Origin of the sequence: Neiella litorisoli (assembly GCF_014773395.1) — a bacterium.
GTDB lineage: Bacteria > Pseudomonadota > Gammaproteobacteria > Enterobacterales > Neiellaceae > Neiella > Neiella litorisoli.
On the sequence record NZ_JACXAF010000002.1, the window covers coordinates 1 to 25,682 of the forward strand.

The following is a 25,682-nucleotide window of genomic DNA, read 5'->3' on the forward strand; positions in this document are numbered from 1 at the left end:
GCCCAAGGTCACTCATTCAGGTTCTTCAATGCCGGAAAAGAATGTTCGGTAGGGAAACAGCTGCGCCTATTGACAGCGGGAATCATATCAACGCTTAGTAGGAATACCGAGTCCGTACTATCCAGATAGGGGGGACTGTATACCTATTTTGATAATGGGGATGTTTTCGGAGAGTGTTCGCCTATGTCCTTTAGGCTTGGCATCAGCAGAATGCACTAACCGATTGATTCCCTTCGTGTGGTTCACTATATCCTGTTGGCCGCTAAAAATCAGTGACAAAACCGACAACAGGCTCTAACTGTGATGCTTGGCGTAAACACGGTATGTGATGGCCATTAACAGGCAGATGATCGCGGGAACCAGTAGCGCGCTAAACTCGTATTTGGCGTGCAGGATGGCGCCGAATGTTGCGCCTAACACAAACCCGACAATGATAAAGATGAACAGTTTTGCTTTTCGTTGATCAAGTGCTTCACCTCTGAAAATAGCGCCGAGCATGATGCCAAGATCGGTAAAAATACCGGTGACATGGGTGGTTCGGATAATGGCGCCGCTATATGTAGTCGCCATTGCGTTTTGCAGGCCGCAAGCGGCAGAAGCAAGGAAATGACCAAAGAACGAGCCCGATATGAGTAGCCATGACGAAACCGCCAATAATAAAAATTCAATAAATAGCGCGGTGTCGTAGTGTCTGCCAAGCTTTAAAGTTGAACCGTGGAGCAAAAATCCAGCAATTGAGGCGCCGCCAACAAAAGCAAACAGAATGCCGATGAGGTGCACTATTTTTTGCAATGAGAGGCTGAGTAATTCGGTGCCAAGTAGCGTTGCTGTGCCTGACAAATGAGAGACCGATTGGTGTTCAAAACCGAGTAAACCAATCGCATTGACACACCCTGCGATTAAAGCGAGAACGAATGCGCCCAGTTCAACCCATTTAGGCAGTTGAGATAGCAAGAGTTAAACACTCCGCATGGGCTGGGTTGTCTGCTTGAGTGGCACCTTATTCATCTTCAAATTCGGCCAAGTGGTCGATTTTCAAATGCTCTGGGATCTCGATCTTGTCGTCTTCTTTCTTCTTGCGCTTTTGTTCTTTTTCCGCGGCGATTTTCGCCATGGCGTCTTGCAAGGTTACTTCGCTGGCAAAGGCTGTGGCGTCGTACTCCTCGCCCACGGCAATGATCATCAGCTCGCCGTCAATCATATTTCCGGCAAACACATAGTTTTCATTAAGTTCGGCAGGCCAGTAACCGTCAGGATCTTTTTTGTCCGACGGGCTGATGCCGCAGTAGCCAGTGAAGCTGGCATCGACAAACACTGGAACATCGCCGCGAAATGATTCTTGCAAGTTGATGACGGCGCCTTTGACGCCTTCATAGTGATCGGGCAGACGATAGAGCCGAGTGACTGAACCGACAAAAACATAATCGGACAACGAAATGGCTTTCATCATTGCTTCTTTGCGGGGCAATAGTTCGGCATTGGTTTGGCAAGCAACGACTTGCGTACTAGCAAGGGTCAGCAATGTGGCACTAAGCAATGCAACAGTACGCAAGGTGAAAAAGGTGCCAAAGATTCTTTTCATGGAAATTCGATAACAACGGCTGCGATGGTTGGTTGGCATATTAACCAGAATTTTTATACCAATCCATGAGTTGAATCCATATGCCGTTGGTATAAAAACGCTCAACCATAGCCTTGGCGCCATGGTCGAGCGGTAGAAGGTTGAGCGATAGAACGTTGCGCACAAGAACGTTAAGCAGTAAGGGGGGATGTTGTTATTTGGCGATTAAACGCCAAATGCTGCTTTAACGTCAGTCAACCAAGCTTCGATGCGTTCGGCGTGTTGGTCGCTCTGGTTGTCATTGTCCAGTACCAAGCCAACAAACTCATCTTCGTCTAGTGCTTGAGATGAATTAAAGGTGTAACCCTCAGCAGGCCAGCTTCCGACCATTTCGGCGCCGCATTCGGCAACGGCATCGTAAAGTTCGCCAAGACCATCAACAAACTCGTCAGGATAATTGACCTGATCGCCTAGGCCGTACAAAGCAACTTTTTTGTCGGCCAAGTCCATCTCATCAAAGTTGGGCATAAATTCTTCCCAGCTTTCAGCCTGACACTCAGAAGACAGCCCCGGCAGCTGGCCTTCACCCAATGTTGGGGTGCCTAAGATCAGAAAGTCGTAACCCATCAATGTGTCGGCATCAACGCGGTTAATGTTCAATGGTTTATCAGCGAGGTCATCACCTAATGCTTTGTGCATCATTTTGGCAATTTTGCGCGTGGTTCCGGTATCGGTTCCGAAAAATATTCCAATTGCGGCCATGGTTGCTACTCCTTGTTTGGGATGATTGACGACGGGGGTGAGGTGTCGTCAATGTCCCTGCTGGTTAGTTCGGTTTCATGAAAAGAGAGATACAAGGGAGTTTGCAATTGCTTTGCCACATAAGGTGGTTTTCTAACGTATTGATTTTTATATCTTATGTCAGTTTCGGCTTTGTCGTTATTACAGTGCTATCACGGCATTGTTGTAAATCCGACAATCACCGTTCCTACCGAGTTAACTTGCTGAACAAAAACAACTAACCACTTAATTCGAACTACCGATAACAGCAGAACGACTATAATCGAGCAGGTTGATGATGTTTTTACAATCAAAGGGAGATTGTGATGAGTAAAGTGTTATTGGTGATCTTGGCTATTTTGTTACCGCCTGTCGCGGTGTTTTTGCAAGATGGCGTGGGCAAACATTTAATAATCAATATTGTGTTGTGTATTCTCGGATTTATCCCAGGAGTGATTCACGCCCTTTGGTTGATTCTGAAATAATCCGCTGCCAGCAATCCGCAGTGCGTTGATCTGTGGATTGCTAGCTAGCGCCTGTGATTAGTCATCGTCATCGTCGTCGTCATCGGCCACCCAAGTTGTGGGTCGATAGATTTCCACTCGGTCGCCTTCAACTAGAGCGGCGTCAAGCGTGACCAATTTGCCAAACACCCCGACTTTCTGTTGTTCAATTTGAATATTGGGGCACAGCTCCAGAATGCCCGACTGATTGATCGCCGTCATCGCGGTGGCGCCATCTGGTACGTCTAACTCCATCCACAATTGTTGCTCAGGTTCGGCATAGGCAATACTCACGCGCATGATTGCTCTCCTTGTATCCGCAGTTGACGGCTTTGTAACCAGGTTTGCAATAAACGCTGAGCCATCAGCATAAAGCCCAGTACCAAAAATCCGCCCGGCGGTAAGATCATCAACAGTAAGCCGCGGTAGTCCGGAATAATGGTGAGTTCGAGAAATTCAAAACTGGAGCCCAGCAGCAAGCTGGCATCGGCGAACAAAGTGCCGCTGCCCAGTACTTCGCGAAAACCGCCTAGTACTACCAGTACCCAAGTAAAACCTAGCCCCATCGCCACACCATCGGCAATTGCTGGCACCGGCGCCTGCTTGCTGGCGAACGATTCAACTCGGCCCAGAATGGCACAGTTGGTGACAATCAATGGAATGAACAAACCTAGTACTTTATGCAACGAGTGCATCCAAGCATTGAGCAATAAATCAGTTAACGTCACCAAGGTCGCAATCATTAAAATGTTAATCGGGATGCGAACCGCACGGCTAATTGCTGGCTGAAAGACTGAAGCTAGTAAGTTGGCGCATACCATCACGGCAAGCGTTGCTAAACCAAGCCCCAAGCCATTCGTTGCAGAGGAAGTCACTGCGAGCAAAGGGCACAATGCCAAGCATTGGCTAAGCACCACATTGTTGCGCCACAGGCCTTCGGCAAATATTGAGCGATAGTCGGTCATGATGATGCTCCTTGTTCAGCGGCTGATAATTGCTCGGTGGCTTGTTGATTGGCGACTGATTCCATATCGCGCAGGGTTTGGTGCACCTGACGAACAACCGCTCGCGGGGTAATGGTGGCGCCACTGAATTGGTCAAATTGGCCGCCGTCTTTTTTTACCTGCCATTTGTCATCGCCAGTGTTGGCTAACGACAAGCCATCAAAACTGGTGATCCATTTGTGTTTCGACACCTCAATCTTGTCACCTAAGCCCGGCGTTTCAGCATGACTTAACACTCGTACGCCAATGATTTGCAAGCGCTCATCCAAGCCAATCATCAATTTGATTGGACCGGCGTAGCCGTCAGCCTCGGTTTCTACTACGTAACCGGCTGATACGCCGTTATCAAATGCGGTAAAAAGTTGGTAGGTGCGGCCATCCAAACGAAACGACTTCGCGGTGGCGAGAATATTGTTGCTGTAGCGCTCACTTGGCATCACCAATGCCAATGCCATCTGCTGATCTTCTTGCTGGCGCATGGCAATGGCGGGCGCAGTCAGTTGGCTGACTAACAGCAACAAGCCGGTAGCAATGGCTGTTGCCGCTGCCAATGATGATGCCTGATAGCTGGTGTTATCGCGGATCCGGTCGAGTTGTTTTTGAATACAAGGAAGCATACGAATCTCCTACAGCGGAAAGCGTTTGGCTTGACCGAAGACCGTCGGCCGCAGGTAGTGGTCAATCACAGGCGTTGTGGCATTCATGATTAACACGGCAAATGCCACCCCTTCGGGGTAACTACCAAAGCTGCGGATCAGCCAGATCAGCAGACCACAACCGGCGCCAAACAATAATTGGCCTTTGGCACTGGTGGGCGAGGTGACCATATCGGTGGCAATAAAGAATGCTGCCAGCATGGCACCACCGCTGAGTACATGGCTGGTGGCTGAGCCAAAGCTCTCTGGCGCAATGAGGTGACTGATGGCAGCTGGAATGGCTAAACCAAGCAGTAAAGCAACCGGTATGCGCCAATGGATGATGCCGCGCCACAGCAGGAACAAGCCGCCAAGTAGAATCAGCAAGGCGCTGGTTTCGCCTAAGCTACCGGCATGCTGGCCCAAGCTCAGCTCGGTGAAAGACGGCAATGATTGACTGACATCACCCGCCAACTGGCTCAACGGTGTAGCGGCACTGATACCGTCAATGTTGATGTTTAACCAATGATTGTTCATTGCTAGGCCACCATCGGTCATGGTTGGCGGAGTCGGTTGCTGCCAGTTGGTGAGCTCGACAGGAAAGCAAATTAATAGCATCACCCGCCCGAGCATGGCGGGGTTGAATGGGTTTTGACCGAGGCCGCCGAACACTGTCTTACCGACGATAATGGCAAAGAACACGCCGCTTAAGGCAATCCACCAAGGTGTTGATGGCGGTAAGCTCAAGCCTAGCAGCAGGCCGGTGAGCAGTGCTGACCCGTCCATCGCGCTGTGGCTAGAGCGGCCAAGCAGTTTTAAGCCAAGGTACTCAAACACCATGGCGCCGCAGCAACAGGTCAGCAGCACGATGAGGGCATTAATGCCAAACAGATAGACACCAAACAAGCTCGCTGGCAGCAAGGCGGCGATCACTAAATACATCAGATCGGTGGTCGAGGTGCCACCGTGGGTGTGAGGGCCGGCAACCGGCGTAAACTGAACCATGATCTGCCTCCGCTTAACTACTAGAAGTGTTGTTACTGGTGTTGCGTTGCGTGCGAGTGCTGGTGCGAGCGGTGCGCTTACGCGGCTTGCGGGCCGCCTTGGCAGCTTTGGCTGCTTTCTTGGCTTCTGCTTCGCGGTGCAAACGGGCTTGTCGCGCTTCGGTCAATTGGCGCGCCTGCGCCGACTTGCGCTCCATTGTTCTTGCTGCATTGAGCGAACTGCGGGCATGCTGGAAGTACTGCACCAGTGGAATTCGTGATGGGCAAACATACGAGCACGCACCGCACAGCAAACAGTGGTCAAGACCAAAATGGCGGGCGCCATCAAGATCGGAAATGCGACTGTGAGCTGCCATTTGAAATGGCATCAAGCTCATCGGGCAGGCATTAACGCAACGTCCGCAGCGCACACAATCGTGGCTTTGCTCGGCGCGGATCTCGTCTTTGCTCAGTGCCAGAATGCCGCCGATGCTTTTATCAATCGGCACAAACGGCGAGGGCAGGACTTGTCCCATCATCGGCCCGCCAGCAATGAGTCGGCCGGCTTCCATTTTCAAGCCACCGCATTTGGCAATCACGTCAGATACCAGCGTCCCCATCGCAACATTAATGTTGGCCGGTTGCTCCAGCGCGCCGCCAGAAACCGTCATAATGCGCCGAATTAATGGTCGCTGATAACGCACCGCTTCATACACAGCCTGAGCGGTGGCAACGTTATGAACCAAAATACCGATTTCAGTACTGAGCTGACCTGGAGCCACCGTCTGGTTAGTGACCGCTTTGATCAAGTGGCGCTCGGAGCCCATGGGGTAAAGGCTTGGCACTACTTGTACTGAAAGCTGAGGCCGATCAGATATCGCTGAGCGCATGGCATCGATACTGGCAGGCTTGTTGTCTTCAATGGCGATAATGCCTTGGCTGCAGCCAATAGCGCGCACCATCAAGGCGGCGCCAGCGGCAACTTCAGCCGCGCGTTCGCGCATCAGTCGGTCATCACAGGTTAGGTAGGGCTCACACTCGCCACCATTGAGTAGCAGGGTATGAACCTGTTTTTGGCGTGCAAATCGCAGTTTCATCCCGCTCGGAAAACCTGCGCCACCAAGGCCTACAATGCCAGCGTCTAGTACCCGCTGGATGATTTCCTCGGGAGATAATTTGCTGGTGTCACAGGGCACATGGGGGATCCCCCAATTGGGATCGCCGTTACCTCGGATCACCAAGGTGTTCACTTTTAGCCCAGATGGATGCGCCGATACATGCGGCCCGATGGCGTCGACCACACCATTGATGGGCGCATGCAGCGGCACGCACATATCGTTGGGGCCGGTCGCTATCAGTTGTCCTTTGACGATGGTATCGCCGACATTGACATGGCTGCGCAACACCACGCCATTGCGTTGTTGCAAGCTGAGATAGACTCGCTGTGGTTCATCGCTGTTAATAGTGGCTTCGTTGGCCGTCAGTTCTTTGTGGCCCGTTGGGTGAATGCCACCATGAAACGGCTTACGTTTTAAAGCAAGCATGATGCAACTCCCGGCTCGATGAGCGAGCCTGTGGAAAATACCAAGCGCAATGGCTTTCGGTGTTGGTTCATTAAGCGACTGTTCATCAGGCCACCTTTGGTTTTGGCCATTGCCAGGTATGAAGCTCTGGCGCAACTGGGTCCATCGACAAACAGCCTTGAGGGCAGGCTTTTTCGCACAGTCGGCAACCGGTGCAAACATGACGGATCACCGTGTGCATTTGGCGGTTGGCGCCGACGATGGCGTCGAACGGACAGGCCTTAAAGCAGCGGGTACAACCCGAACACAATGACTCGTCGATACGGGCAACCACAGGGATGTCTTCGCCGCCTTCAGTTAATGCCACGCCCAGTAGCGAAGAAATACTCTGAGCCAGCGAACGACCTCCCGGCGGGCAACAATCAGGCCCTAGTTTGCCTGCGACCATAGCCTCGGCAGCTTGCCGACAGCCTGGCTCACCGCATTGACCACACTGGCCGCCGGGCAGCATGCCTTCGAGTTCATCAACGCGAGGATCGCCTTCGACTTTCAGTGCTTTTGACGCCCAACCTAACAAGCCCCCGAGTAAACCGCCGATGGCGGCCAATGCGACGATGGAAATTAATGTCATCATTTTCGTTGTGCTCCTTAGGCTGAGCCGACCATGCCGGCAAAGCCCATGAAGGCCATCGACAGTAAGCCAGCGGTAATAAAGGCAATGGGAATTCCGGCCAGTGACTCCGGCACGTTCGCCAGTTTCAATCGTTGTCTTAAGCCAGCAAATAACACGATCACCAAGCTAAAGCCCAGCGCTGAGCCAAAGGCATAAAAAAGGGTTTGAAACAGTGTCATCTGTTGTTGCACCACCAAAATGGCAACACCGAGCACGGCGCAGTTGGTGGTGATCAACGGAAGGAAAATCCCCAGTGCTTGGTAAAGTGGCGGGCTGATTTTTTGAATCACCAGCTCAGTAAATTGCACCACTGCTGCAATCACCAGAATAAAGGCCAAAATGCGCATGATCTGCAGGTCGAGCGGGGCAAGAATGAAGTGCTCGACCATCCACGAGGCAATGGCGGTAAGGCACAACACAAAAGTGGTGGCAAAGCCCATTCCGATGGCGCTATCAATCTTGCCAGAGACGCCCATAAACGGGCAAAGGCCGAGGAACTTGGCTAATACGACGTTGTTAACCAGTGCGGTACTGAGCAGCAAAAGCAAATGTTCAGACATGGTGTGATCCCATACAAAACGATCATGCTGATGCTCATTGCAGGTGCCATACCAGCTCCCCAATTTGAATCAATAAGCCGATAAATCCCTTTTGTGGTGCGCGTTTAGAGGGATTTGCAAGATGAATGAGAATTGTTCCGCAGGCGCTTTGTGACAATCGGGCCAATTACTTTGTGCTGGTTTGTTACAAATCAAACAATGACTGCTTTATCAGGCTGCGTGATTACTGGTGATTGAAGTGGGAATGGGGTTTGCAGAAAGGACAACTAGTCCATTAACCGATGTGCATCATTGCCCGAGCAGTTCTGTGCAACTTGCCAGCGCATTGATGCGGTAACTTTTGACTTGCCGAGGACCATCATGACCAAATCTATTCTCGAGCCACCCACGCTTGGTAGTCAGTTTGAGCTTGGCCAAATTGATTCATCCGCGTCGCTGCAGCAAATGGTGCAAATTGTTGAACAAGCGCCAATGGCGATCTCCATTACCGATCTTCAGGCCAAAATCATTTACGTTAACGAAGGCTTTAGCCGCATTACCGGCTATCAAAGTGACGAGATCATTGGTTGCAATCACTCGGTATTGAGTTACCGCACGACCCCGAGTCAGATTTATCAAGCGTTGTGGCATACCATTACCGAAGGTAATTGCTGGCAAGGGCGATTAATTAATCGCCGCAAAAGCGGCGAACGCTATTTGGCTGACGTGACCATCTCGCCGATACGCGATGACGCTGGCAACATCACTCACTTTATGGGGATGCACCGCGATGTCACTGAATCGCACGCTATTTCAACCCGGTTGAACAATCAAAATACCGTGGTTGAAGCGGTGCTGAACGCTGCTCCTGTCGCTATTGCTTTGCTCGATGATGAGAACAAAGTGGTGCTCGATAACTTGGCCTACAAAGCCTTGGCGGCCGATTTTGATAACGAACCCGCTTATGAAGTGCTCACTCGCCTCAAGCAACATCTCGGTACCGATGCCATTCGCAAATTGATGACGGCCAACTATGCCGAAGGCCACAGCGTCAGCGTTGATATGAAGCGTCAGCAAGATCAGCGTTGGTTTAGCTGTCGGTTATCGGCCATTGCGGTCAACGATAGCGATGTTGACGATTACTTTCAGCCCAAAGCGAGACAACATCTGATTTTGGCGATTTCCGAATACACCCGCGAAAAACGCCATATTGAGCAGCAGCGGATCAGCGAACTGCAACGCTCGACCGCCGAGTCGGAAATGCTCCACGCCATGCAAGAGACCTTGCACGCAGCGATTCATCAGATGCAAGGGCCAATCAATATGATTGAAGCGGCCGTCAACATGATGTGCCAAACCACCAAGCAATGTCCCGGTATCGACGCCATGGAAGAGGCGTTACGCACTGGTGCCAATTCCGTCGAAGAGTTAAAAAATGCCTTGCCCGAACGACCGCAAGAGGCGTTCCAACCGGTTAACGTTAATCAACTTATCCATGATATTTCCGCCATGGCAACGGAGCGCTTACTTGGCCGCTCAATCCCGTTGCAGCTGTCATTAACGGCAACTTTGCCATCCATTAACGGCCAGCCGTCTCGGTTGCGGGTGGCGCTAAAGCAGCTTTTAGACAATGCCATCGATGCCATTGATTTTGCCAAGTCGGCCGAGCGCCAAATTCTGATTTCGACCTTTGTTGATCATGATGAGGTGGTGGTGACCTTTGATGATTCAGGCCCTGGCGTTGATAAATCGCGCAAGCTGCGAATTTTTCAGCCTTTTGTTAGCACCAAACCGGCCACATCTGGCGGTTGCCGTGGCATTGGCTTGAGCATTGTCCAACAGGTGATCAATGAGCACAGCGGTACCGTTGATATTCACTCGGCAGAGTTGGGTGGCTGTCGAGTGCGAGTCGTTTTGCCCAACCGTCATTCGGAAAGTAGTTTTGGAGGTCGATTATGAGTCCTATGACAGCCTCTCAAAGTTCGCTGGCAGAAGTGCATCTTGCGGCACTATATGAAGTCAGCAGTGTGTTGGGCGATAGTCTTGATTATCAGCAAACCATGACGAGCGTGCTCAAAGTGCTGCACGACAAAGCCAAGCTGCGCCATGCCATGCTGACCTTGCTCGATGATGAAAAAGAGTCATTGGTCATCGACAACCTGCACGCGCCGGGTAACGTCGAATCGTCGCAAACCAACAATATTCGTTACCGCAATGGCGAAGGCGTACTTGGCACCGTGATGCGCCACGGCCAACCTGTGGTGTTGAGTAAAGTGTCCAATGATGTTCGATTTGCCGACAAACTGGCCTTGTACGAGTTGGATAAACCCTTTATTGCGGTGCCCGTCACCAAGGGCAAATCAGGCGTGTTGGGGGTGTTAGCTGCGCAACCAGAAAGCTCGGACACTCATCTGTTGGCTGATTTCACCCGCTTTATGGAAATGACAGCCAATCTAGTGGCGCGCAATGTCGAGCTGGCCAAAGGCGTTGAAGCGAAACAGGATAATTTGCAGCAAGAGCGCGATCGCTTGCGCCGCAAGGTTCGCAACAATTACAGCTTGGATAATATGGTTGGCCATTCGCAAGCGATGCGGCGGGTGTTTGAGCAAATTCGCTTGGTGTCGAAATGGGACAGCACGGTATTGGTCCGCGGTGAATCGGGTACCGGGAAAGAGTTGATTGCCAATGCTATTCACTACAACTCGCCCCGAGCGACAGGGCCATTCGTTAAACTCAACTGTGCTGCGTTGCCGGACAACTTGCTGGAATCTGAGCTATTTGGCCATGAAAAGGGCGCGTTTACCGGCGCCATGAAGCAGCGCAAGGGGCGCTTTGAAATGGCCGATGGCGGCACTTTGTTTCTTGATGAGGTGGGTGAGATCTCAGCGGCATTTCAGGCCAAGTTGTTGCGGGTATTGCAAGAAGGTGAGTTTGAGCGGGTCGGCGGCACTCAAACTTTGACCGTTGATGTTCGAATCATCGCCGCCACTAACCGCAACTTGGAAGAAGAAGTGCGGCAGGAGCGTTTTCGAGAGGATTTATATTATCGCCTTAACGTCATGCCGATTTATCCGGCTCCGCTGCGTGAGCGGGTGGAGGATGTGCCGGAATTAACCAGCTTTTTGGTGGAAAAAATTGGCAATCAGCAAAAACGTAAACTGACCGTGACTGATGGCGCGATTCGCAAAATGATGAACTACGAATGGCCGGGTAATGTGCGTCAGCTAGAGAACATGCTCGAACGTGCGTCGATCATGAGTGAAAGCGGCGAGATTGATCAAGACTTGATATTGCTGGATGAATTTGGCGGTGACTTGTTAACCACTCGCGGCGCAACCCCCCAGACCGATCTCGAAGATCCCAATCTCAATGATCGCGAACGGGTGATTGCTGCGTTGGAGCAAGCCGGTTGGGTGCAGGCGAAAGCGGCGCGATTACTGAACATGACACCAAGGCAAATCGCCTATCGGATCCAAACCATGAACATTCGGATGCGCCAGTTGTAGTTGGCTGAACCACCATGACATCGGAGTGGATGATTCAAGCGGCTCATTTGAGCCGCTTTTTTCTGCGCCAATTTTTCGCTAACTCAATGATTATCGGAGAGGATTGGTATATCGTATCGGTCGCACAAGGAGGATATTAATCGTGGAAAAAGAAGATGAATTCTTGCTCGAGTACTATCGCAATATTAGGGAACGATTGACCTCGCAAGGCGATCGCATGTGGGCCAGGTTTAATTATTTTTTGACCATTCAATCGGCCTTGATTGGTGCTTTTTATATTCGTCCTGAGTCGCTTGATGAAAGCCTGCGGTTATACGCCTTGGGTGGCTTAGGTTTGATTTGGTCGGTATTGTGGTTTCTGATCGCGGCTCAAGATCTTTGGTTTTATGAAGATAGATATGAAAAATTAAGAGCTTTTGAGAGTGACCATATTGAAACGCAAATCGGTTTTTCTCACGTTAGAAGTTGGCATGCAACAATGCCGATGTGGAAAAAATTGATGTGCTTTAAAATTCCCAAAGTGGGCTCCACAACCTTCTCTGCTATTTGTCCGTTCTTGTTTATTGTGGTTTGGATCGTCAGCTTATCGGCCTTTGTTTGCGTTTAGAAGGCGAGAGATACTAGGCGATAGTGGCGAATGGTAAGCACTACCCCAGCTTGATTGTCGACTTTGCTTGGTCCAAATAGCAGCTATTCTATAGTCACTGCGGCCATATAAAGGACACGCCAATGCCCGACGTTTCTCCCTACACCTCCAAACTCAATGCCGGTAACGCCTATTGGATGGCGCGGCTGTCGCAAGCGGTTTACCTGAAAGTCTCTGAACAAGACCCTAAGCCCGATGCCGAGGCGATCTTACAGCAGCTGCAACAAGAGGACGATGGCTTTGTCGCAGTACTTGGCGTCGATCAAAATAGTGCCCAAGCAGCGCTGATTGAACACCGCGATTATTTATGTGTGGCCTGCCGTGGCACCGACGAAAAACGCGATTGGCTCGACAATATTGATGCCTTTGCGACCGAGCAATTGTTTGGCCGTTTCCACCGAGGCTTTTGGCGTTCGGTGCAAGATGTTTGGCAACCGATTGAGCAACGACTTGAGCAGATCCAACAAGCGCGCAAAGCTGCTGGCCAAGCCAAACTGCCGGTGTTTTTGTGCGGCCACAGTTTAGGTGGGGCCATGGCAACCGTGATTGCCGCCATGTTTGTTCATCGCGACGAGCCATTCACCAGCCTGTACACCTTTGGTCAACCGCGGGCCATGACCAGAAATACCTCGCGCTTATTTAACATTGAATGTGGCGCCAGAGTGTTTCGCTTCCATAACAACAATGACATTGTCACTCGCGTTCCCTCCCGCTCGATGGGCTACAGTCATGTCGGCCGTTACTTGTATATCTCTGAAGAGAAAGAAATTCATCGTGAGCCCGGCTTTTGGTTCCGGTTCTTGGATGCCTTTGATGGTGCCGTCAATGCAGTCACAGAAAAAGGCATCGATGGCGTTGAAGATCATGGCATGGAGCATTATCTAAGCGCAGTCGAAGCTTGGGATTACCACGACTAGAGCCTGACATCAGTTATGTCGGCTTTGTCACAAGTTGTTCAACAAAAGCCGGTTTGTAGCCATCTGGTGTTTTTTAACATTTTGATATTTATTACTTTTTAGATTGGAATACGGTTTGCAGTAACACTCCCAGATGAAGTTGTCTGTTGCCATTGTGTCTGGCAACGACCATGGGAGCGGAATTATGGAGCAAACGCAAACAAGCTGTAAGCCAAGCGGAACAATGCCGACCGGCACTGGCTGCAGCAGCCAAGCGAGTGATGACAGCGCGCTGGGATTAAAGCTAGACGATGGCTCATTATCAGCCGAGGTCGTCAACAAGGTCACTACTCATCCTTGCTATTCGCCGGAGGGTCACAAGTATGCTCGAATTCACTTGCCCGTTGCCCCTGCGTGCAATATTCAGTGCAACTACTGCAATCGTAAATTTGATTGCAGCAACGAATCGCGACCGGGTGTGGTGTCGAAATTACTCTCTCCGGCTCAGGGCGCGAAACGTTTCAGCAAAGTAAAAGAGCGCATTCCTCAAACCAATGTGGTCGGCATCGCCGGCCCCGGCGATCCGCTTGCTAACCCAGCAGCGACATTGGCAACGCTCAAGGCCGTTGCCCTTGCTGAGCCTGACGTTCATCTGTGTGTCTCGACCAATGGCTTGGCGTTGTTGGAGCAGGTCTCGGCATTGAAATCAGCCGGCGTTAGCCATTTGACCATCACCATTAACTGCATTGATGCAGCCATTGGTGAGAAGATTTACCCATGGGTGTATTTCAATCATAAGCGGCTCAGGGGGCGGCAAGCAGCGCAAACCTTGATCGACCGCCAGTTAGCAGGGTTAAAAGCTGCGGTCGCGGCGGGCATGCTGGTCAAGGTCAACACCGTGTTAATCCCAGGCATCAATGACCACCATATCGAAGCATTATCGCAAGAGTTAAAAAACTACGGTGCGTTGCTGCACAACATCATGCCGCTTATTTCAGACCCCGCTCACGGCACTTATTTTGGCCTGACTGGTCAACGTCAACCGACCGAAGACGAAGTCAGTACCGCACGACAAGCGGCAGGGACCAATATGGCGCAGATGAGCCACTGTCAGCAATGTCGTGCCGATGCGGTAGGCCACTTGGGTCAAGATGTTGACTTGAATGATATGGCATCGAGCGAAAGCGAGGTGGACAGCTCGGTGTTGGTTGCCGTCGCCAGTAAATCAGGCGTGTTGATTGATCAGCACTTCGGTTATGCCCAGTCCTTTGCCATTTATCGAGTATCGGCCACGGCCATTGAGCGAACTGAACAACGAACAGTTGGTCAGTATTGCGTCGGCGACGATTGTGACGCGGCTGATAGTCGAATGGACGCCAGCCTGCAGGCCCTATCGGGCGTTAAACACGTGCTGTGTTCGCGGATCGGCATGACCCCATGGCAGGCGCTTGAGCAACATGGCGTGATGCCATCGACCGAGTATGCACTGTTTGGCATTGATGATGCGCTGGAGCAATTACAAAGCCAGTTGCTGGAAAATGGTCAGCTTCAAGCGGTGCCATCGACAACCATTAAGGAGGCGATGTAATGGCTTTTTCCATCACCAATGCCTGTATCGGCTGTAACGCCTGTAAGTTGGTTTGTCCGCAAAAGGCCATTGTCAGCGGTGCCAATGGCTATGCCATTGCATCCCATCGTTGCAATGAATGTGTCGGTCACCATGCCGATCCACAATGCGCCAGCATTTGTCCGATTGAGACCGCCATTGTCAATGCCGAGCACCGGGCGTTAAATCCGCCGGGGTCGTTAACTGGCTTGCCAACAGAGCGTAATGTGATTGCAATTTCGTTGCTTGAACAGCGATTGTCAAACCATACCAATCACCCGCCAAGTCACGGAGAAGGCCATGCTCGTTAGTGTTTCGACCCGTGCTAAGCACAGCGCACCGAGCCAGCTAAGCGGCTTCTCTCAAAGCGACCCGATCAGTCAGTGCGATGCCAATCAATTGCTGATCGGTATTATCCATGGGCAACTCGCGGGGCAGGTGAACTTGCCCCACGGTTTGGGACTGGAGTACGCCGCTTATCATGGTTTGTTGCTGGAACTGGCTGACGAAACGCTACTTGCTGCTGACAAGCATTGGCAGAACATGGGCGACAACCACCTGACGATGCGCTCAACAGTGCTGGGTGAGTTGCTCGCCATGCAACTAGCAGAGCGTAATGAGCTGGTCAGTCTGCTGCTCGAATATGCTGCTGAGGATGCCCAACATGTCGATTCAGTGGCGGTGATGGTGGCAACTGCTTGCTTATCGCCGGCTCATTTATGGAAGTCACTCGGATTGACATCGCGGCAACAGCTACGGCAACTACTGACGTTTTTCTTTCCGCAACTGGTGGCATTGAATCAGCAGAATATGCGCTGGAAGCGTTTTTTCTATCGCTGTTTGTGTGAGCGCTCCGGCGATTATGTCTGCAAAGCGCCCAACTGCGTCGACTGCAGTTCGTATCAAGAGTGCTTCACTGCCGAGTGATTTTGCCAGCCGCCACTGCCACAACTAAGCTAAATGCATTGAGCTGACAACAAGGCGCGGGCAGAGGTGGCGGTGAAAAAACAAAAATTATTGCTGCAGCTGATGTTTTCAACCTTGATGCTGCTGGTCATTATCGGTGGCGGGTTCTTGTCAAACTTGCTCGATAAAGTGGAGTCTGTTGACGATCAAATCCGCTTGCAACAACGCCAAGCACCCGTCCCTTCGTCGCGCGTGGGTATTGCTTCGGAGGGCGCCCATCGCACCATCATCCCACTAGCCGGACGAATTGAATCTCAGGGTGACCATCAGCTTGAATTACAGTTGACCTTTGTCAATGCCGATCCTTATCAGACCGTGCTGATTGAATCCATTGAGCTGTTCGATCAAGCCGGCGTATCGGTCGCCTTGTTAGCAACAGGCCAAAACGCCATCGCGCCGCGGGCTGTGTTCAACAAAACTCTATCGTTGCAATACATGTTGGCATCGAGCGTTGCTTCTTGTGTGATTTCTTGGCGAATCAACGATTGGGCGGCACTGCCAATCAGTTATTTGGTGTTGACCGACCGTGGCGCGACAACACCTGTCCGGCAGGTGATCAGCGGTCAACATCGAGCAGTTTTATAGTGTCAGCTCCAAGCTTGCAGCTGGGCTGTGGTCTGGATCAAGGACTGGAGCGATAAAACCAAGCTTGTCTTGCCTCGACTAGGGACTCGATCGACAATGGCTATAGCTGCGGTGACAGGCGCCAACTGAGGCGCGGTAACCGTGAGTGATAGCCCGATACGGGAAGTGAACATATGTCGCGATTACGCATTGGTTTTATGACCAATGAAGTTATTGGTAGTTACCAGCGACTATTGTTTCAAGCAATGGTCGAGCAAGCTCAGATTGCAGGTGTTGACCTCATTTCCTATGAGGGACGCTGCATCGACAGCCCGCTATTCCGCGACAATCAGTATAACCTCATCTTCGACTTTATTGATCATCACAGCCTTGATGGCTTGGTGATTTCATCCGCTTCTGTCTTTAGCTTTATTGATTCCTTTGAAGTCAATCGATGGCTCGACCAACGCTTCGAGCTGCCTTTGGTCAGCATTGGCTGGCCGCTGCGTATGGCATCCAATATTTTATTGGACGAGCAAGCAGGCTTCACCAAGCTGATTGAGCATCTTATCGAGCAGCACCATTGCCGCCATTTTGTCTTTGTTGGTGGTGTGGAGCAAAACCAAGAAGCTCAAGACCGCAAAATGGTGTTTGGGCAAGTCATGGCTAATCATCAGATTGACCACCAGACCATTTGGCTAACAGGCGATTTTACCGCTCAGTCTGGGGTTGAAGCGATGGCTGAAGTCGCGGCGATGATCGCCCAAGGCCAACGTATTGATGCGGTGTCATTTGCCAATGATGAGATGGCGATAGCCGCGATTGATTATCTCAATCGGATGCATCCGGAGTTAGTTAATCAGCTAGTGATCAGTGGGTTTGATGATTGCCATTATGCCAGCATGATTGCGCCTTCGTTGACCACGGTCAGACAGCCTTTTGAAGATATTGCTGGACAAGCCATTGGCGACTTAATCGAGCGCATTAGTCAGAGCGGCAAAAAACAGAGCGGCAAAAACCAGCGCGGCAAACTACAGACATATCATTTTGGCACCGAGCCGATTTTTCGTCGCAGTTGTGGCTGCATCCCGCAGCATAGCGAGCGGCAGGCGCAGTTGCATCGGTTTGCTGGTTCAAATTACAAAATGCACGAAATGACTCAAAGCTACGATGTCGATGAGTTATTTGCTCAGTTAGCGACCGGTTTGCCGCATTTTGATGTGGTCAGTTGTTACGTGGCGCTCTATGAAGGCGGGCGCTTCCACCATACCGATAGCGGTCATGAGCGGATACCGCTGCAATCGCGATTGGTTTTTGCTTATCACCAACATCAGCATTGTCCGCTGCAAAGCGCGATAGTGTTTAATACCCGCGACATTTTGCCAGCGAGCTTTTTGGCGGTTGACCAGCCCTTACCCCTGCTGGTTAAGCCGTTGATGTTCGACAACCAACACTTTGGCTTCATTGTGTTTGATGTCAGCGAAGGTTGGCTCGAAGACATGGAAGATATTCGCCGGCAAGTGGCACGAACACTTAATGCGGCCTTGTTATTTGAGGAAAAGTCAAAAGCGGTGCGGGAGGTCGAGCTGGCCAATGCGCGCTTACTGCAGCTCAATACTGAGCTTGAAAAGGTCAATGAGTTATTGTCCAAGCGCTCGGTCACCGATGAATTGACCGGATTATATAACCGCCGGGGGTTCTTTGAATTGGTGCGGCAGTACGCCGTGACTGACCGGACACTGAAACGTTGTACCTTGTTTTATGCCGACATGAACGATCTGAAAATGGTCAATGACAAACTCGGCCATCATCAGGGCGACTATGCCATTCAGTTAGTCGCAAAAGCGCTGCAACTGACGTTTCGCAACGAGGACATTATTGGTCGCATTGGTGGCGATGAATTTGTCGTTTGTGCCAAACGTTGCGGCCCCAATGATATTGAGTCGCTAGTGCAGCGCTTTGAGCAGTCACTGGCACAATGTAACGAGCAATCGTCGCTACCGTGGGATGTGTCGTCTTGTATGGGATATCAGGTGTTTAATGGTGGCTCGGAACAAGAGTTAGAGCATGCGTTGGAGCAGGCCGATCGCATGCTGTATCGCAATAAAGCAGCTTATAAACGGCGCAAAGGCCAGCCGAACGAGCCTAATTAGCCTAACGTCAACGGACCTATTTCTTTCATTATTGCTTCCTCGGTTCGGTTTTAGCGTTCAACCTTAGCTGGTGACTGATCGATTTGCTAGCGGTGACGTTATAGCAATGAGGCTGTGCAAATAATGAACGCATTGCTCGGCTCTAGCCAAATCACAGGAGAAACCAATGGACCTGTTTATCGAATCGATCGAAGGCGGCCGTTACTTAGTTGCAACTGGCAGCGCCGAGAATCGCAGCGTTGTTAAAGATCAACGTAACCACGCCAAAACCTTTCACTCCATCAGTCAGATCAAAGAGCAATTTGCTGACCAAAGCATTGGCAAAGTGATGCTTAAACAATCAACGCCGTATGATGAAATGTGTGGCATGGCCAGCATGACGGGGCCTCTGGAGCTGGAAATCAATTGGCGCTGAGTCGCAACTTGAGGCTAACAAGCTAATAAACCTGAGTAAAATACTAGGGATTAACCTTGTTGGACGATGCGTGTATAATTCGCGCTCCGAAAGCGAGGCGATTGATACATGCAGCATAAGATCACTGTTCCACCTATCTTTGAGCACCCCAAGTATTGGGCTGAGTGCTACGGCACCGCGCCGTTTCTGCCGACCACAAGAGCAGAAATGGACGAGCTGGGCTGGGATAGCTGCGACATTATCATTGTCACCGGTGATGCTTATGTTGATCATCCCAGTTTCGGCATGGCGGTGGTTGGTCGTTTGCTCGAAGCGCAAGGGTTTCGAGTTGGTATCATCGATCAGCCGGATTGGCATAGCAAAGACGCTTTCATGGCGCTTGGCCAACCGAACCTGTTTTTCGGTATTACAGCCGGCAACATGGACTCGATGATCAACCGCTACACCGCCGATCGCAAGTTACGTCATGACGATGCCTACACCCCCAATAATGAAGGTGGCAAGCGCCCAGATCGCGCCGTGTTGGTTTATTCTCAGCGCTGTCGCGAAGCGTACAAAGAAACCCCAATTGTCCTTGGCGGCATTGAAGCCAGCTTGCGCCGCGTCGCTCATTATGACTATTGGTCGGATAAAGTTCGTCGTTCGGTGCTGTTTGACGCCAAAGGCGACATTCTGTTGTTTGGTAACGCTGAGCGGGCATTGGTCGAAGTGGCACACCGAATCGCAGCCGGTGAAGATGTCAAAACCCTAACCAATATCCGCGGTACGGCGGTGGTATTGCCCGAAGCGCCGGCAAACTACAAATTGATCGATTCAAGCCGGATCGAAAAGCCGGGCAAAGCCTTTGTCGCGCCGAACCCTTATGAATATCAAACCGACTGCGATAGCAAAACATCTGCGCAGAGTGAGCCGCAGGGAGTTGCGGCCCAGCCGATTGTGGTGCGACCATCGCGTCACGATGCCGAGACCACGGCTGTGCGGCTGCCGCCTTTTGAAAAACTGCATAACGACCGCATTTTGTATGCCCATGCCAGTCGCGTGCTTCATCTTGAAACCAACCCTTATTCAGGGCGTGCGCTGATCCAGCGTCATGGTGATCGCGAGTTGTGGGTCAATCAGGCACCAATCCCGTTGACGACCGAAGAAATGGACCATGTCTTTGGACTGCCATTTGCGCGGGTGCCGCATCCTAAATATGGTAAGGCTAAGATCCCAGCCTACGACATGATTAAAACCTCGATTAACATCATGCGTGGCTGTTTTGGCGGTTGCTCTTTTTGCTCCATTACTGAGCATGAAGGGCGCATTATTCAAAATCGCTCGAAAGAGTCGATTTTGAGTGAGATCGAAGATATTCGCGACAAAGTCCCAGGTTTTACTGGCGTCATTTCTGATTTAGGCGGCCCGACTGCCAACATGTATCGGCTCGGTTGCATGGATGAAAAAGCGGAAATCAACTGTCGCCGACCCTCCTGTGTGTTCCCTGACATTTGTAAAAAGCTCAATACCGACCACAAGCACACCATTGATTTGTACCGCGAAGCGCGCAAAGTCAAGGGCGTCAAAAAAGTCATGGTGGCCTCTGGGGTGCGCTATGACTTGGCCATTGAGTCGCCAGAATACGTCAAAGAGCTGGTCACTCATCATGTTGGTGGTTATCTCAAAATTGCCCCTGAACACACTGAAAAGTCGCCGCTTGATTTGATGATGAAGCCGGGCATGGGAACTTATGACAAGTTCAAGGCCATGTTTGAGAAGTACAGTGCCGAGGCGGGCAAAAAGCAGTATCTGATCCCGTATTTCATTTCTGCTCACCCGGGTACCACTGACGAAGACATGTTGAATCTGGCGTTATGGCTGAAGCAAAACGATTTCCAGTGCGATCAGGTGCAGAATTTCTATCCGTCGCCAATGTGTAATGCGACTTCCATGTACTATTCGGAAACGAATCCACTGAAACGGGTTAAGTACAAAAAGCGCGATGAGGTGGTGGTGCCAAAAGGCGACCGCCAACGTCGACTACACAAAGCCTTGTTGCGCTATCACGATCCGGCGAACTGGAAGCTGATCCGCGAAGCGTTGGTGGCCATGGGTAAAAAGCGTTTGATTGGTGATAAGCCAAGCTGTTTGGTACCGGCGGACGATCGTAATGAACAAACACCCGCGCAGCGCCGTAAATCAGGGCGCCATGGTGCGAATCGATTTGCCACTAAACACAGCAGCAATCAGCCTCACCACAAGCAAGGTCAGCTCGGCCAGCGTTCGGCAAATCAGGGCAGTGACAATGAGAAGGGCAAGCGTAGCAAAGGCGGCAAGGCAGCTGGCGCGGGCGCCACTAAGACTACTCATGGAAAATCGAAACGCCGTGGTCAGGGCAAGGGCAGAGCAAGTCCACGATAGTTAAACGAGACTCGATTACAAAGCTGCCAAATTTGGCAGCTTTGTTGTTTTTGGGGAGGGGGTTGGTTGTTCAACTGACGACGATCACCAAAAGCGGTATGTCACTCCGGTAAAGAACGTTACTTCATTGTCGTCACTGACCATGGGGCTATCGCGCAGATCCGAATCCAGCATCTGCAATCTGGCGCCGGCGTTGATTTGCCAGTCTTGATTGAGCTGATAGCTGCTAATGAGCTCCACACCATACTTGATCGAACTGCCCGGTTGATAAGCCGTGGCGCCGATGGTTCTCGCTTCCTCCTCGCTAACACCATAGTAATAATTGGCATAATCGCTATCCATCATTTTGACGAAACCGCGCGGCATGATCATCCAGTCATCATTGGCCTGAATCGGGTAACCATAGCTGATGCTAGCGACTGAGCCGTCACTATTATCCGAGACATCAACTGCGACTTTGGCGTCAATGACACCCCAGCTGCTGGCGTGACGGTAGCGGGTTCCGAGCATGGCGCTCATGTCGCGATCGTCAAAGGCACGTAATTTACGGCTTTTCGAGGCATCAAACTCCTCGCCACTAGCGCCGATGAAGACACTCCAGCGTCTTTGTTGATCTTCGAGGAGCTTGTAGCCCAGCTCAAACCCTTTAAAGTAAATGTGAGCGTTGTTGTACTCAATCATCGGAATGACCGATTGGCGCTCATCGTATCCGAGATAAGCTTTGGCTGAATGGGCGACGCCAACGCCCACGCTCAATGAGCTTTGTGGTTGGGCGGCTTTGCTGGCTGGATCGGGAACGATCTCAATGCCAGCCAGTGCTGCGGTACTGATAAAAGGAGTGGCCAAAGCGGCAATGATGAGTTTGCGATGCATAATACTTCCTAGCTAATTTTTGTTTGAAAAAGGCGGAGCCTATTCAGAGTCAATGATTTAATTGATGTACACTTTTGAGTTTACTTTGGTGGTAATCATAGGGTGTTCTGGAATAAAGTAAACTTAAAAGTATACTTTTATTGTGTGGTTATACATCAACTGATTGATAAGCCAGTTATTTTATTTTTCAAAAAGTTGCAGAGAGAAGGGCCAACAACCGCTATCGTTTGGCAAAATATTTGGCATAAAGCTCAACGTGGCTAGTAAAAGAGACTAAATCCATGCGATTGAGCTGGTGTAACAAATCCATAGAAAAGCCAAAGCTATTAAGCAAGATGAGGGTTTCATGGCCTTTCATGCGACCCGTACCATAAAGCTGCCGATAGAAAGCGTAGGCCCGCGCTTTTTCGAACAGGTTTGGCTGGCTGTTGCTGCGCTGTTTGTTGCTCTGGGTAATGAACTTCAGCGGATCGAAGTTAGTAAAACCAATCGCTTGAAACAGCAGTGGTTTGAGTCTCTCCTCTTGCTCAATTAAGTGCCGCAGGCGATCGCCGGGTAAGCTGTAGTGATTGAGAATTTGGTGACGAAACTCGGTGTTGGATTGGCCATCCAGTGCGTTCTGCTGCTGGTTAATCAGCTCTCTGATCTCAAAGCTGGCTAACGAGATCAGCACCCCGAGCGGCAAAATGCTAAGCCCTGCCAATAAATAGGTTTTCCACTTATCGATTTCATCATAGCCTTCTTGTAATGCCAGATAGACGATCGTGCCACCGACGATGCGACCGTAATAACGCACTTTCGATAAGGTAAATTTAAGCGACGGGTGAATATGCTCATTGATCTGCTCGCCAATCATTTTGGCAATGCACCAGATGAACAGCGGATAGCCCATTTCTTCGAGATGTTGTTCAAAACTGGCCGAGGAAGATAATCCCAACAAGGCTTGATGCAGCGGATTGTCGATGAATGCGCGGACTTTTCGCGATAGCCATTCAACTTCCGCGACATGATTAATCAGATCGCGATTAAAATCCTTGGCGCAGCCGATGTCTCGGATCACCGGCAAAACATCGACCATCTCGGGGCAGACCTGCAGCAAGTCATCCTGTTGTTGCAGCCGTGCGTTAATCCGTGAGGTGAGCATCCAGTCGAGCATTTTGCGATACTGAGGATCTGGGCACCAAGACTGAAAATTTTGCCGCCGCTCCGACTCACTCACTTCGACATCGAGGCGGACTCGAACCAACTCCTGTTGGTCATTGCCGTTGCTATCGGTTTCCGATGAGCCAACAAATGAATAAAACAACCGCTCATAATCGCCGCCAATAAGGTACAGGTAGAAGCGCCGCTCTAATTCGCTGAGCACGATCTGCTCCTGATAGCAGTCAGGAATAGCTGGCGTGGTGCCTGGTTGCGTCGGCTTCATCGTCGGCGTTTTGTTCCGTAGCAACTAAAAGACGTCTTTTAGTTATAAGTCAGCACGATGATGTCTGCCTGATTTGTCATCCATTTGTTACGTTCGATTGGTTATTTATTGCGTCGACTCACAGTTGCCGTAGCTGTTTAAGAAGGTATCGACAACGACTTCGATTTTGCTGCCGAGCTCCGTCGCCGCCATCGGTTGTGCCAGTTGCAGAATTTGCGGCCATAAAAACAAGCCATTGAACAACGCCATATAAATTTCTGCCGCATCATTGGCATCCACCGACTTGATGGCGCCAGCGGCAATTGCCTGCTGAAGCCATGGTGTTACCGCATGGGTGTGGTAAAGCCGTTCGGATAAAGCTTTGGCCATTTGTGGTTGGCGGAAAAATTCCATCACGACCATGCGAGCCAGAGCCATGCCGTGCGGCGCAAGCAACCGCTGCGCTTCTTGTTGGGTAATTGAGATTAACTGCTGACGCAGGTCAACTTTGGGCTCAAAGCGATAGTCGCGGAGGGCTTCAAGCTGTTGCTGTTCGATTGTCAGCACGGCTTCAAACAATAATTCTTTGCTTTCAAAGTGGCGATACAAGGTGCGCTTGGACACTTCCGCTTTATCACAAACCGTGTTCATGTTGGAGCCAGCAAAGCCATTTTCAATAAATTCTTGTTTGGCAGCGTTCAGAATGGACTGACGCTTTTGTTCTGACCGATTCATCTTGGTGTACTAACCTTTTTGCCTCTGTTCTCACCCACCAGATTAGCAGCTTACAACTAAAAGTACACTTATAAGTTTACTTGTTTCGGAATCGTGCTAACCTTGCTTTAAGTAAACTTGAGAGTGTACTTTTGGTCTTGTCCTTTTCAACCGCCAGTCACTCATCACAGATTCATCTTTGTTGTGCAGTTGAGGCATATCGTGAAAAACAAATTGAGTAGGCATTTCAGTCAGAGCAGGCACTCCGCCTTAGTGATGGTCGCTGCGGTGTTAGCGTTCGGTTCGTTAGTGGCTTGTAGCCCTGCGCCAGAGCAGCCACAAGCCGCCGTTGTTCGGCCGGTGTTGACCGAAGTGGTCTCTGCCGCTGCGACCAATGGTCATAGTCTGACGGGCACTGTGCAGGCGGCGCAACGGGCTGATTTATCGTTTCGCATTGCAGGTCGTTTAACTGCCATTCTGGTGCAAGAGGGCGATGTGGTCGAAGCAGGGCAATTGCTAGCGACACTTGAATCTAGCGATTTGCAGTTGGCCAAAAAGGCAGCTGAGCTTGAATATGAAAGCGCGCGAGCGGATCACCAGCGAGCCAGTGTGTTGTTTGAGCAGAATCAGGCCATTTCCAAGAGCGATATGGATCAGATCACCACGCGTCTGCAGTTGGCTGAAAATCGGCTAAATGAAGCCAATCAGCAACTCGCCCATACCCAATTGCTGGCGCCATTCGCCGGCGTCATTGGCCAGCGCATGGTTGATAACCATGTGCAGGTGCAAGCCAATGAAGTGATTTTAATGCTGCACGATGTCGACAATCTTGAGGTTGCGATTCAAGTGCCCGATCACATCATGATGCTCGATAGCGACAGCGATCAAGCGGTTGCTCAGTTAACTGTGCTGCCTGATGAGCTGTTTCCATTGCGGGTCAAATCTTACACCACACAGGCCGATCCAACGAGCCAAACCTATACCGTCACTTTGGCTTTTGAAGACGTCCGTGGTCACAGCATTTTGCCGGGCATGACTGCTCGGGTCTTTGCTCGCACGGATGCTGATACCGACGACAAGGTGCTCGATGTCGATGGCTTTATTTTCGTGCCGTTGACTGCCGTTCAGCCAGACAATCAAGGCCAGCAATATGTCTGGATCATCAATCAGGCCAATCGCACCGAGCAACGCTTTGTAGAAACCGGCAATTTGTTCGGCGATCGCATTGCCATTACCGCCAATCTAAAAGCGGGGGAGCGCATTGCCATTGCCGGTACTGCCAGTTTGCAAGCAGGCGTTGAAGTTCGACCGACCAGTCACCAGTCGCAGAGGTAATC

At 50.8% G+C, this 25,682-nt stretch carries 25 protein-coding genes and 1 pseudogene; 13 read left to right on the forward strand and 13 right to left on the reverse strand.

The features are described 5' to 3' along the window. Positions 1–294: 294 nt before the first annotated feature. The 3 genes from IC617_RS02050 to IC617_RS02060 form a co-directional block, all read right to left on the reverse strand. Positions 295–954 (reverse strand): YoaK family protein, encoded by a 660-nt coding sequence (locus IC617_RS02050; protein ID WP_191143331.1) that lies wholly within the window; start codon positions 952–954, stop codon positions 295–297. 46 nt (positions 955–1,000) lie between these two features. Next, positions 1,001–1,582: a hypothetical protein gene (locus IC617_RS02055; RefSeq protein ID WP_191143332.1), complete on the reverse strand. Its 582-nt coding sequence runs from the start codon at positions 1,580–1,582 to the stop codon at positions 1,001–1,003. Between the two features lie 204 nt (positions 1,583–1,786). Next, entirely contained in the window at positions 1,787–2,323 is a 537-nt protein-coding gene (locus tag IC617_RS02060; protein ID WP_191143333.1) for a flavodoxin, read from the reverse strand. A 344-nt stretch (positions 2,324–2,667) separates the two neighbouring features. On the opposite strand from IC617_RS02060, the gene IC617_RS02065 reads away from it, so the two are divergent. Continuing rightward, positions 2,668–2,826: a YqaE/Pmp3 family membrane protein gene (locus IC617_RS02065; protein ID WP_191143334.1), complete on the forward strand. Its 159-nt coding sequence runs from the start codon at positions 2,668–2,670 to the stop codon at positions 2,824–2,826. A 57-nt stretch (positions 2,827–2,883) separates the two neighbouring features. On the opposite strand, the gene IC617_RS02070 is transcribed toward IC617_RS02065, so the two are convergent. The 7 genes from IC617_RS02070 to rsxA form a co-directional block, all read right to left on the reverse strand. Then, positions 2,884–3,144 (reverse strand): RnfH family protein, encoded by a 261-nt coding sequence (locus IC617_RS02070; RefSeq protein ID WP_191143335.1) that lies wholly within the window; start codon positions 3,142–3,144, stop codon positions 2,884–2,886. Further along, positions 3,135–3,809 carry an electron transport complex subunit E gene (locus IC617_RS02075; protein ID WP_087506953.1) on the reverse strand — a complete coding sequence of 225 codons (675 nt, stop codon included), beginning with the start codon at positions 3,807–3,809 and terminating at the stop codon, positions 3,135–3,137. The genes IC617_RS02070 and IC617_RS02075 overlap by 10 nt, the downstream gene beginning before the upstream one ends. Then, on the reverse strand, positions 3,806–4,465 hold the full coding sequence (gene rsxG / locus IC617_RS02080) for an electron transport complex subunit RsxG (RefSeq protein ID WP_191143336.1): 660 nt from the start codon (positions 4,463–4,465) through the stop codon (positions 3,806–3,808). The genes IC617_RS02075 and rsxG overlap by 4 nt, the downstream gene beginning before the upstream one ends. A 9-nt stretch (positions 4,466–4,474) precedes the next feature. Then, positions 4,475–5,488, reverse strand: a complete 1,014-nt coding sequence (locus IC617_RS02085) for an RnfABCDGE type electron transport complex subunit D (RefSeq protein ID WP_191143337.1) — start codon at positions 5,486–5,488, stop codon at positions 4,475–4,477. A gap of 13 nt (positions 5,489–5,501) precedes the next feature. Further along, positions 5,502–7,010 (reverse strand): electron transport complex subunit RsxC, encoded by a 1,509-nt coding sequence (rsxC, locus tag IC617_RS02090; RefSeq protein WP_191143338.1) that lies wholly within the window; start codon positions 7,008–7,010, stop codon positions 5,502–5,504. An 85-nt stretch (positions 7,011–7,095) separates the two neighbouring features. Next, positions 7,096–7,623, reverse strand: coding sequence for an RnfABCDGE type electron transport complex subunit B (locus tag IC617_RS02095; RefSeq protein WP_224745733.1), 528 nt, complete (start codon positions 7,621–7,623; stop codon positions 7,096–7,098). A 14-nt stretch (positions 7,624–7,637) separates the two neighbouring features. Further along, positions 7,638–8,222, reverse strand: a complete 585-nt coding sequence (rsxA, locus tag IC617_RS02100) for an electron transport complex subunit RsxA (RefSeq protein WP_191143339.1) — start codon at positions 8,220–8,222, stop codon at positions 7,638–7,640. Between the two features lie 360 nt (positions 8,223–8,582). On the opposite strand from rsxA, the gene nifL reads away from it, so the two are divergent. The 11 genes and pseudogenes from nifL (at position 8,583) to IC617_RS02155 (ending at position 21,353) form a co-directional block, all read left to right on the forward strand. Further along, on the forward strand, positions 8,583–10,160 hold the full coding sequence (gene nifL, locus IC617_RS02105) for a nitrogen fixation negative regulator NifL (protein ID WP_191143340.1): 1,578 nt from the start codon (positions 8,583–8,585) through the stop codon (positions 10,158–10,160). Then, positions 10,157–11,707 (forward strand): nif-specific transcriptional activator NifA, encoded by a 1,551-nt coding sequence (gene nifA, locus IC617_RS02110; protein ID WP_305080174.1) that lies wholly within the window; start codon positions 10,157–10,159, stop codon positions 11,705–11,707. Before nifL ends, nifA begins: the two co-directional genes overlap by 4 nt. Positions 11,708–11,849: 142 nt before the next feature. Next, the gene (locus IC617_RS02115; protein WP_191143341.1) at positions 11,850–12,314 is read left to right on the forward strand and encodes a RipA family octameric membrane protein; all 465 of its coding nucleotides are present in this window, start codon (positions 11,850–11,852) and stop codon (positions 12,312–12,314) included. Between the two features lie 122 nt (positions 12,315–12,436). Further along, positions 12,437–13,270, forward strand: a complete 834-nt coding sequence (locus IC617_RS02120; protein ID WP_191143342.1) for a lipase family protein — start codon at positions 12,437–12,439, stop codon at positions 13,268–13,270. 184 nt (positions 13,271–13,454) lie between these two features. After that, positions 13,455–14,837 carry a nitrogenase cofactor biosynthesis protein NifB gene (nifB, locus tag IC617_RS02125; protein WP_191143343.1) on the forward strand — a complete coding sequence of 461 codons (1,383 nt, stop codon included), beginning with the start codon at positions 13,455–13,457 and terminating at the stop codon, positions 14,835–14,837. Then, on the forward strand, positions 14,837–15,166 hold the full coding sequence (locus IC617_RS02130; protein WP_191143344.1) for a 4Fe-4S binding protein: 330 nt from the start codon (positions 14,837–14,839) through the stop codon (positions 15,164–15,166). Before nifB ends, IC617_RS02130 begins: the two co-directional genes overlap by 1 nt. Beyond that, positions 15,156–15,782 (forward strand): nitrogen fixation protein NifQ, encoded by a 627-nt coding sequence (locus tag IC617_RS02135; protein WP_191143345.1) that lies wholly within the window; start codon positions 15,156–15,158, stop codon positions 15,780–15,782. Before IC617_RS02130 ends, IC617_RS02135 begins: the two co-directional genes overlap by 11 nt. Positions 15,783–15,854: 72 nt before the next feature. Beyond that, positions 15,855–16,406: a DUF3124 domain-containing protein gene (locus tag IC617_RS02140; protein WP_191143346.1), complete on the forward strand. Its 552-nt coding sequence runs from the start codon at positions 15,855–15,857 to the stop codon at positions 16,404–16,406. Positions 16,407–16,579: 173 nt separating this feature from the next. Beyond that, positions 16,580–18,538: a diguanylate cyclase gene (locus IC617_RS02145; protein ID WP_191143347.1), complete on the forward strand. Its 1,959-nt coding sequence runs from the start codon at positions 16,580–16,582 to the stop codon at positions 18,536–18,538. Between the two features lie 148 nt (positions 18,539–18,686). After that, positions 18,687–18,953: pseudogene (locus tag IC617_RS02150) on the forward strand (DUF6482 family protein); the annotation flags it as partial. Positions 18,954–19,061: 108 nt separating this feature from the next. Continuing rightward, positions 19,062–21,353 (forward strand): YgiQ family radical SAM protein, encoded by a 2,292-nt coding sequence (locus tag IC617_RS02155; protein ID WP_191143349.1) that lies wholly within the window; start codon positions 19,062–19,064, stop codon positions 21,351–21,353. Positions 21,354–21,437: 84 nt separating this feature from the next. Here the strand turns inward: IC617_RS02155 and IC617_RS02160 are convergent, their stop codons facing one another. From IC617_RS02160 to IC617_RS02170, 3 genes are all read right to left on the reverse strand, one after another. Next, positions 21,438–22,226 carry a MipA/OmpV family protein gene (locus IC617_RS02160; protein ID WP_191143350.1) on the reverse strand — a complete coding sequence of 263 codons (789 nt, stop codon included), beginning with the start codon at positions 22,224–22,226 and terminating at the stop codon, positions 21,438–21,440. A 220-nt stretch (positions 22,227–22,446) separates the two neighbouring features. Then, positions 22,447–23,652 (reverse strand): hypothetical protein, encoded by a 1,206-nt coding sequence (locus tag IC617_RS02165; protein WP_191143351.1) that lies wholly within the window; start codon positions 23,650–23,652, stop codon positions 22,447–22,449. A 105-nt stretch (positions 23,653–23,757) separates the two neighbouring features. Then, entirely contained in the window at positions 23,758–24,366 is a 609-nt protein-coding gene (locus IC617_RS02170) for a TetR/AcrR family transcriptional regulator (RefSeq protein ID WP_191143352.1), read from the reverse strand. A 255-nt stretch (positions 24,367–24,621) separates the two neighbouring features. Between IC617_RS02170 and IC617_RS02175 the strand changes: the two genes are divergently transcribed. After that, positions 24,622–25,680 (forward strand): efflux RND transporter periplasmic adaptor subunit, encoded by a 1,059-nt coding sequence (locus IC617_RS02175; protein WP_224745735.1) that lies wholly within the window; start codon positions 24,622–24,624, stop codon positions 25,678–25,680. Positions 25,681–25,682: the final 2 nt, after the last annotated feature.

Bases quoted from the DNA above. Each gene is read 5' to 3' on its own strand.
- rsxG (WP_191143336.1), bottom strand. From the start codon at position 4,465: ATGCTTCCTTGTATTCAAAAACAACTCGACCGGATCCGCGATAACACC.
- IC617_RS02160 (WP_191143350.1), bottom strand. From the start codon at position 22,226: ATGCATCGCAAACTCATCATTGCCGCTTTGGCCACTCCTTTTATCAGT.
- IC617_RS02175 (WP_224745735.1), top strand. From the start codon at position 24,622: ATGGTCGCTGCGGTGTTAGCGTTCGGTTCGTTAGTGGCTTGTAGCCCT.
- IC617_RS02060 (WP_191143333.1), bottom strand. From the start codon at position 2,323: ATGGCCGCAATTGGAATATTTTTCGGAACCGATACCGGAACCACGCGC.
- nifA (WP_305080174.1), top strand. From the start codon at position 10,157: ATGAGTCCTATGACAGCCTCTCAAAGTTCGCTGGCAGAAGTGCATCTT.
- IC617_RS02145 (WP_191143347.1), top strand. From the start codon at position 16,580: ATGTCGCGATTACGCATTGGTTTTATGACCAATGAAGTTATTGGTAGT.
- IC617_RS02055 (WP_191143332.1), bottom strand. From the start codon at position 1,582: ATGAAAAGAATCTTTGGCACCTTTTTCACCTTGCGTACTGTTGCATTG.
- IC617_RS02170 (WP_191143352.1), bottom strand. From the start codon at position 24,366: ATGAATCGGTCAGAACAAAAGCGTCAGTCCATTCTGAACGCTGCCAAA.
- nifL (WP_191143340.1), top strand. From the start codon at position 8,583: ATGACCAAATCTATTCTCGAGCCACCCACGCTTGGTAGTCAGTTTGAG.
- IC617_RS02120 (WP_191143342.1), top strand. From the start codon at position 12,437: ATGCCCGACGTTTCTCCCTACACCTCCAAACTCAATGCCGGTAACGCC.
- rsxA (WP_191143339.1), bottom strand. From the start codon at position 8,222: ATGTCTGAACATTTGCTTTTGCTGCTCAGTACCGCACTGGTTAACAAC.
- IC617_RS02155 (WP_191143349.1), top strand. From the start codon at position 19,062: ATGCAGCATAAGATCACTGTTCCACCTATCTTTGAGCACCCCAAGTAT.
- nifB (WP_191143343.1), top strand. From the start codon at position 13,455: ATGGAGCAAACGCAAACAAGCTGTAAGCCAAGCGGAACAATGCCGACC.
- IC617_RS02075 (WP_087506953.1), bottom strand. From the start codon at position 3,809: ATGACCGACTATCGCTCAATATTTGCCGAAGGCCTGTGGCGCAACAAT.
- IC617_RS02085 (WP_191143337.1), bottom strand. From the start codon at position 5,488: ATGGTTCAGTTTACGCCGGTTGCCGGCCCTCACACCCACGGTGGCACC.
- rsxC (WP_191143338.1), bottom strand. From the start codon at position 7,010: ATGCTTGCTTTAAAACGTAAGCCGTTTCATGGTGGCATTCACCCAACG.
- IC617_RS02070 (WP_191143335.1), bottom strand. From the start codon at position 3,144: ATGCGCGTGAGTATTGCCTATGCCGAACCTGAGCAACAATTGTGGATG.
- IC617_RS02065 (WP_191143334.1), top strand. From the start codon at position 2,668: ATGAGTAAAGTGTTATTGGTGATCTTGGCTATTTTGTTACCGCCTGTC.
- IC617_RS02095 (WP_224745733.1), bottom strand. From the start codon at position 7,623: ATGATGACATTAATTTCCATCGTCGCATTGGCCGCCATCGGCGGTTTA.
- IC617_RS02165 (WP_191143351.1), bottom strand. From the start codon at position 23,652: ATGAAGCCGACGCAACCAGGCACCACGCCAGCTATTCCTGACTGCTAT.
- IC617_RS02135 (WP_191143345.1), top strand. From the start codon at position 15,156: ATGCTCGTTAGTGTTTCGACCCGTGCTAAGCACAGCGCACCGAGCCAG.
- IC617_RS02130 (WP_191143344.1), top strand. From the start codon at position 14,837: ATGGCTTTTTCCATCACCAATGCCTGTATCGGCTGTAACGCCTGTAAG.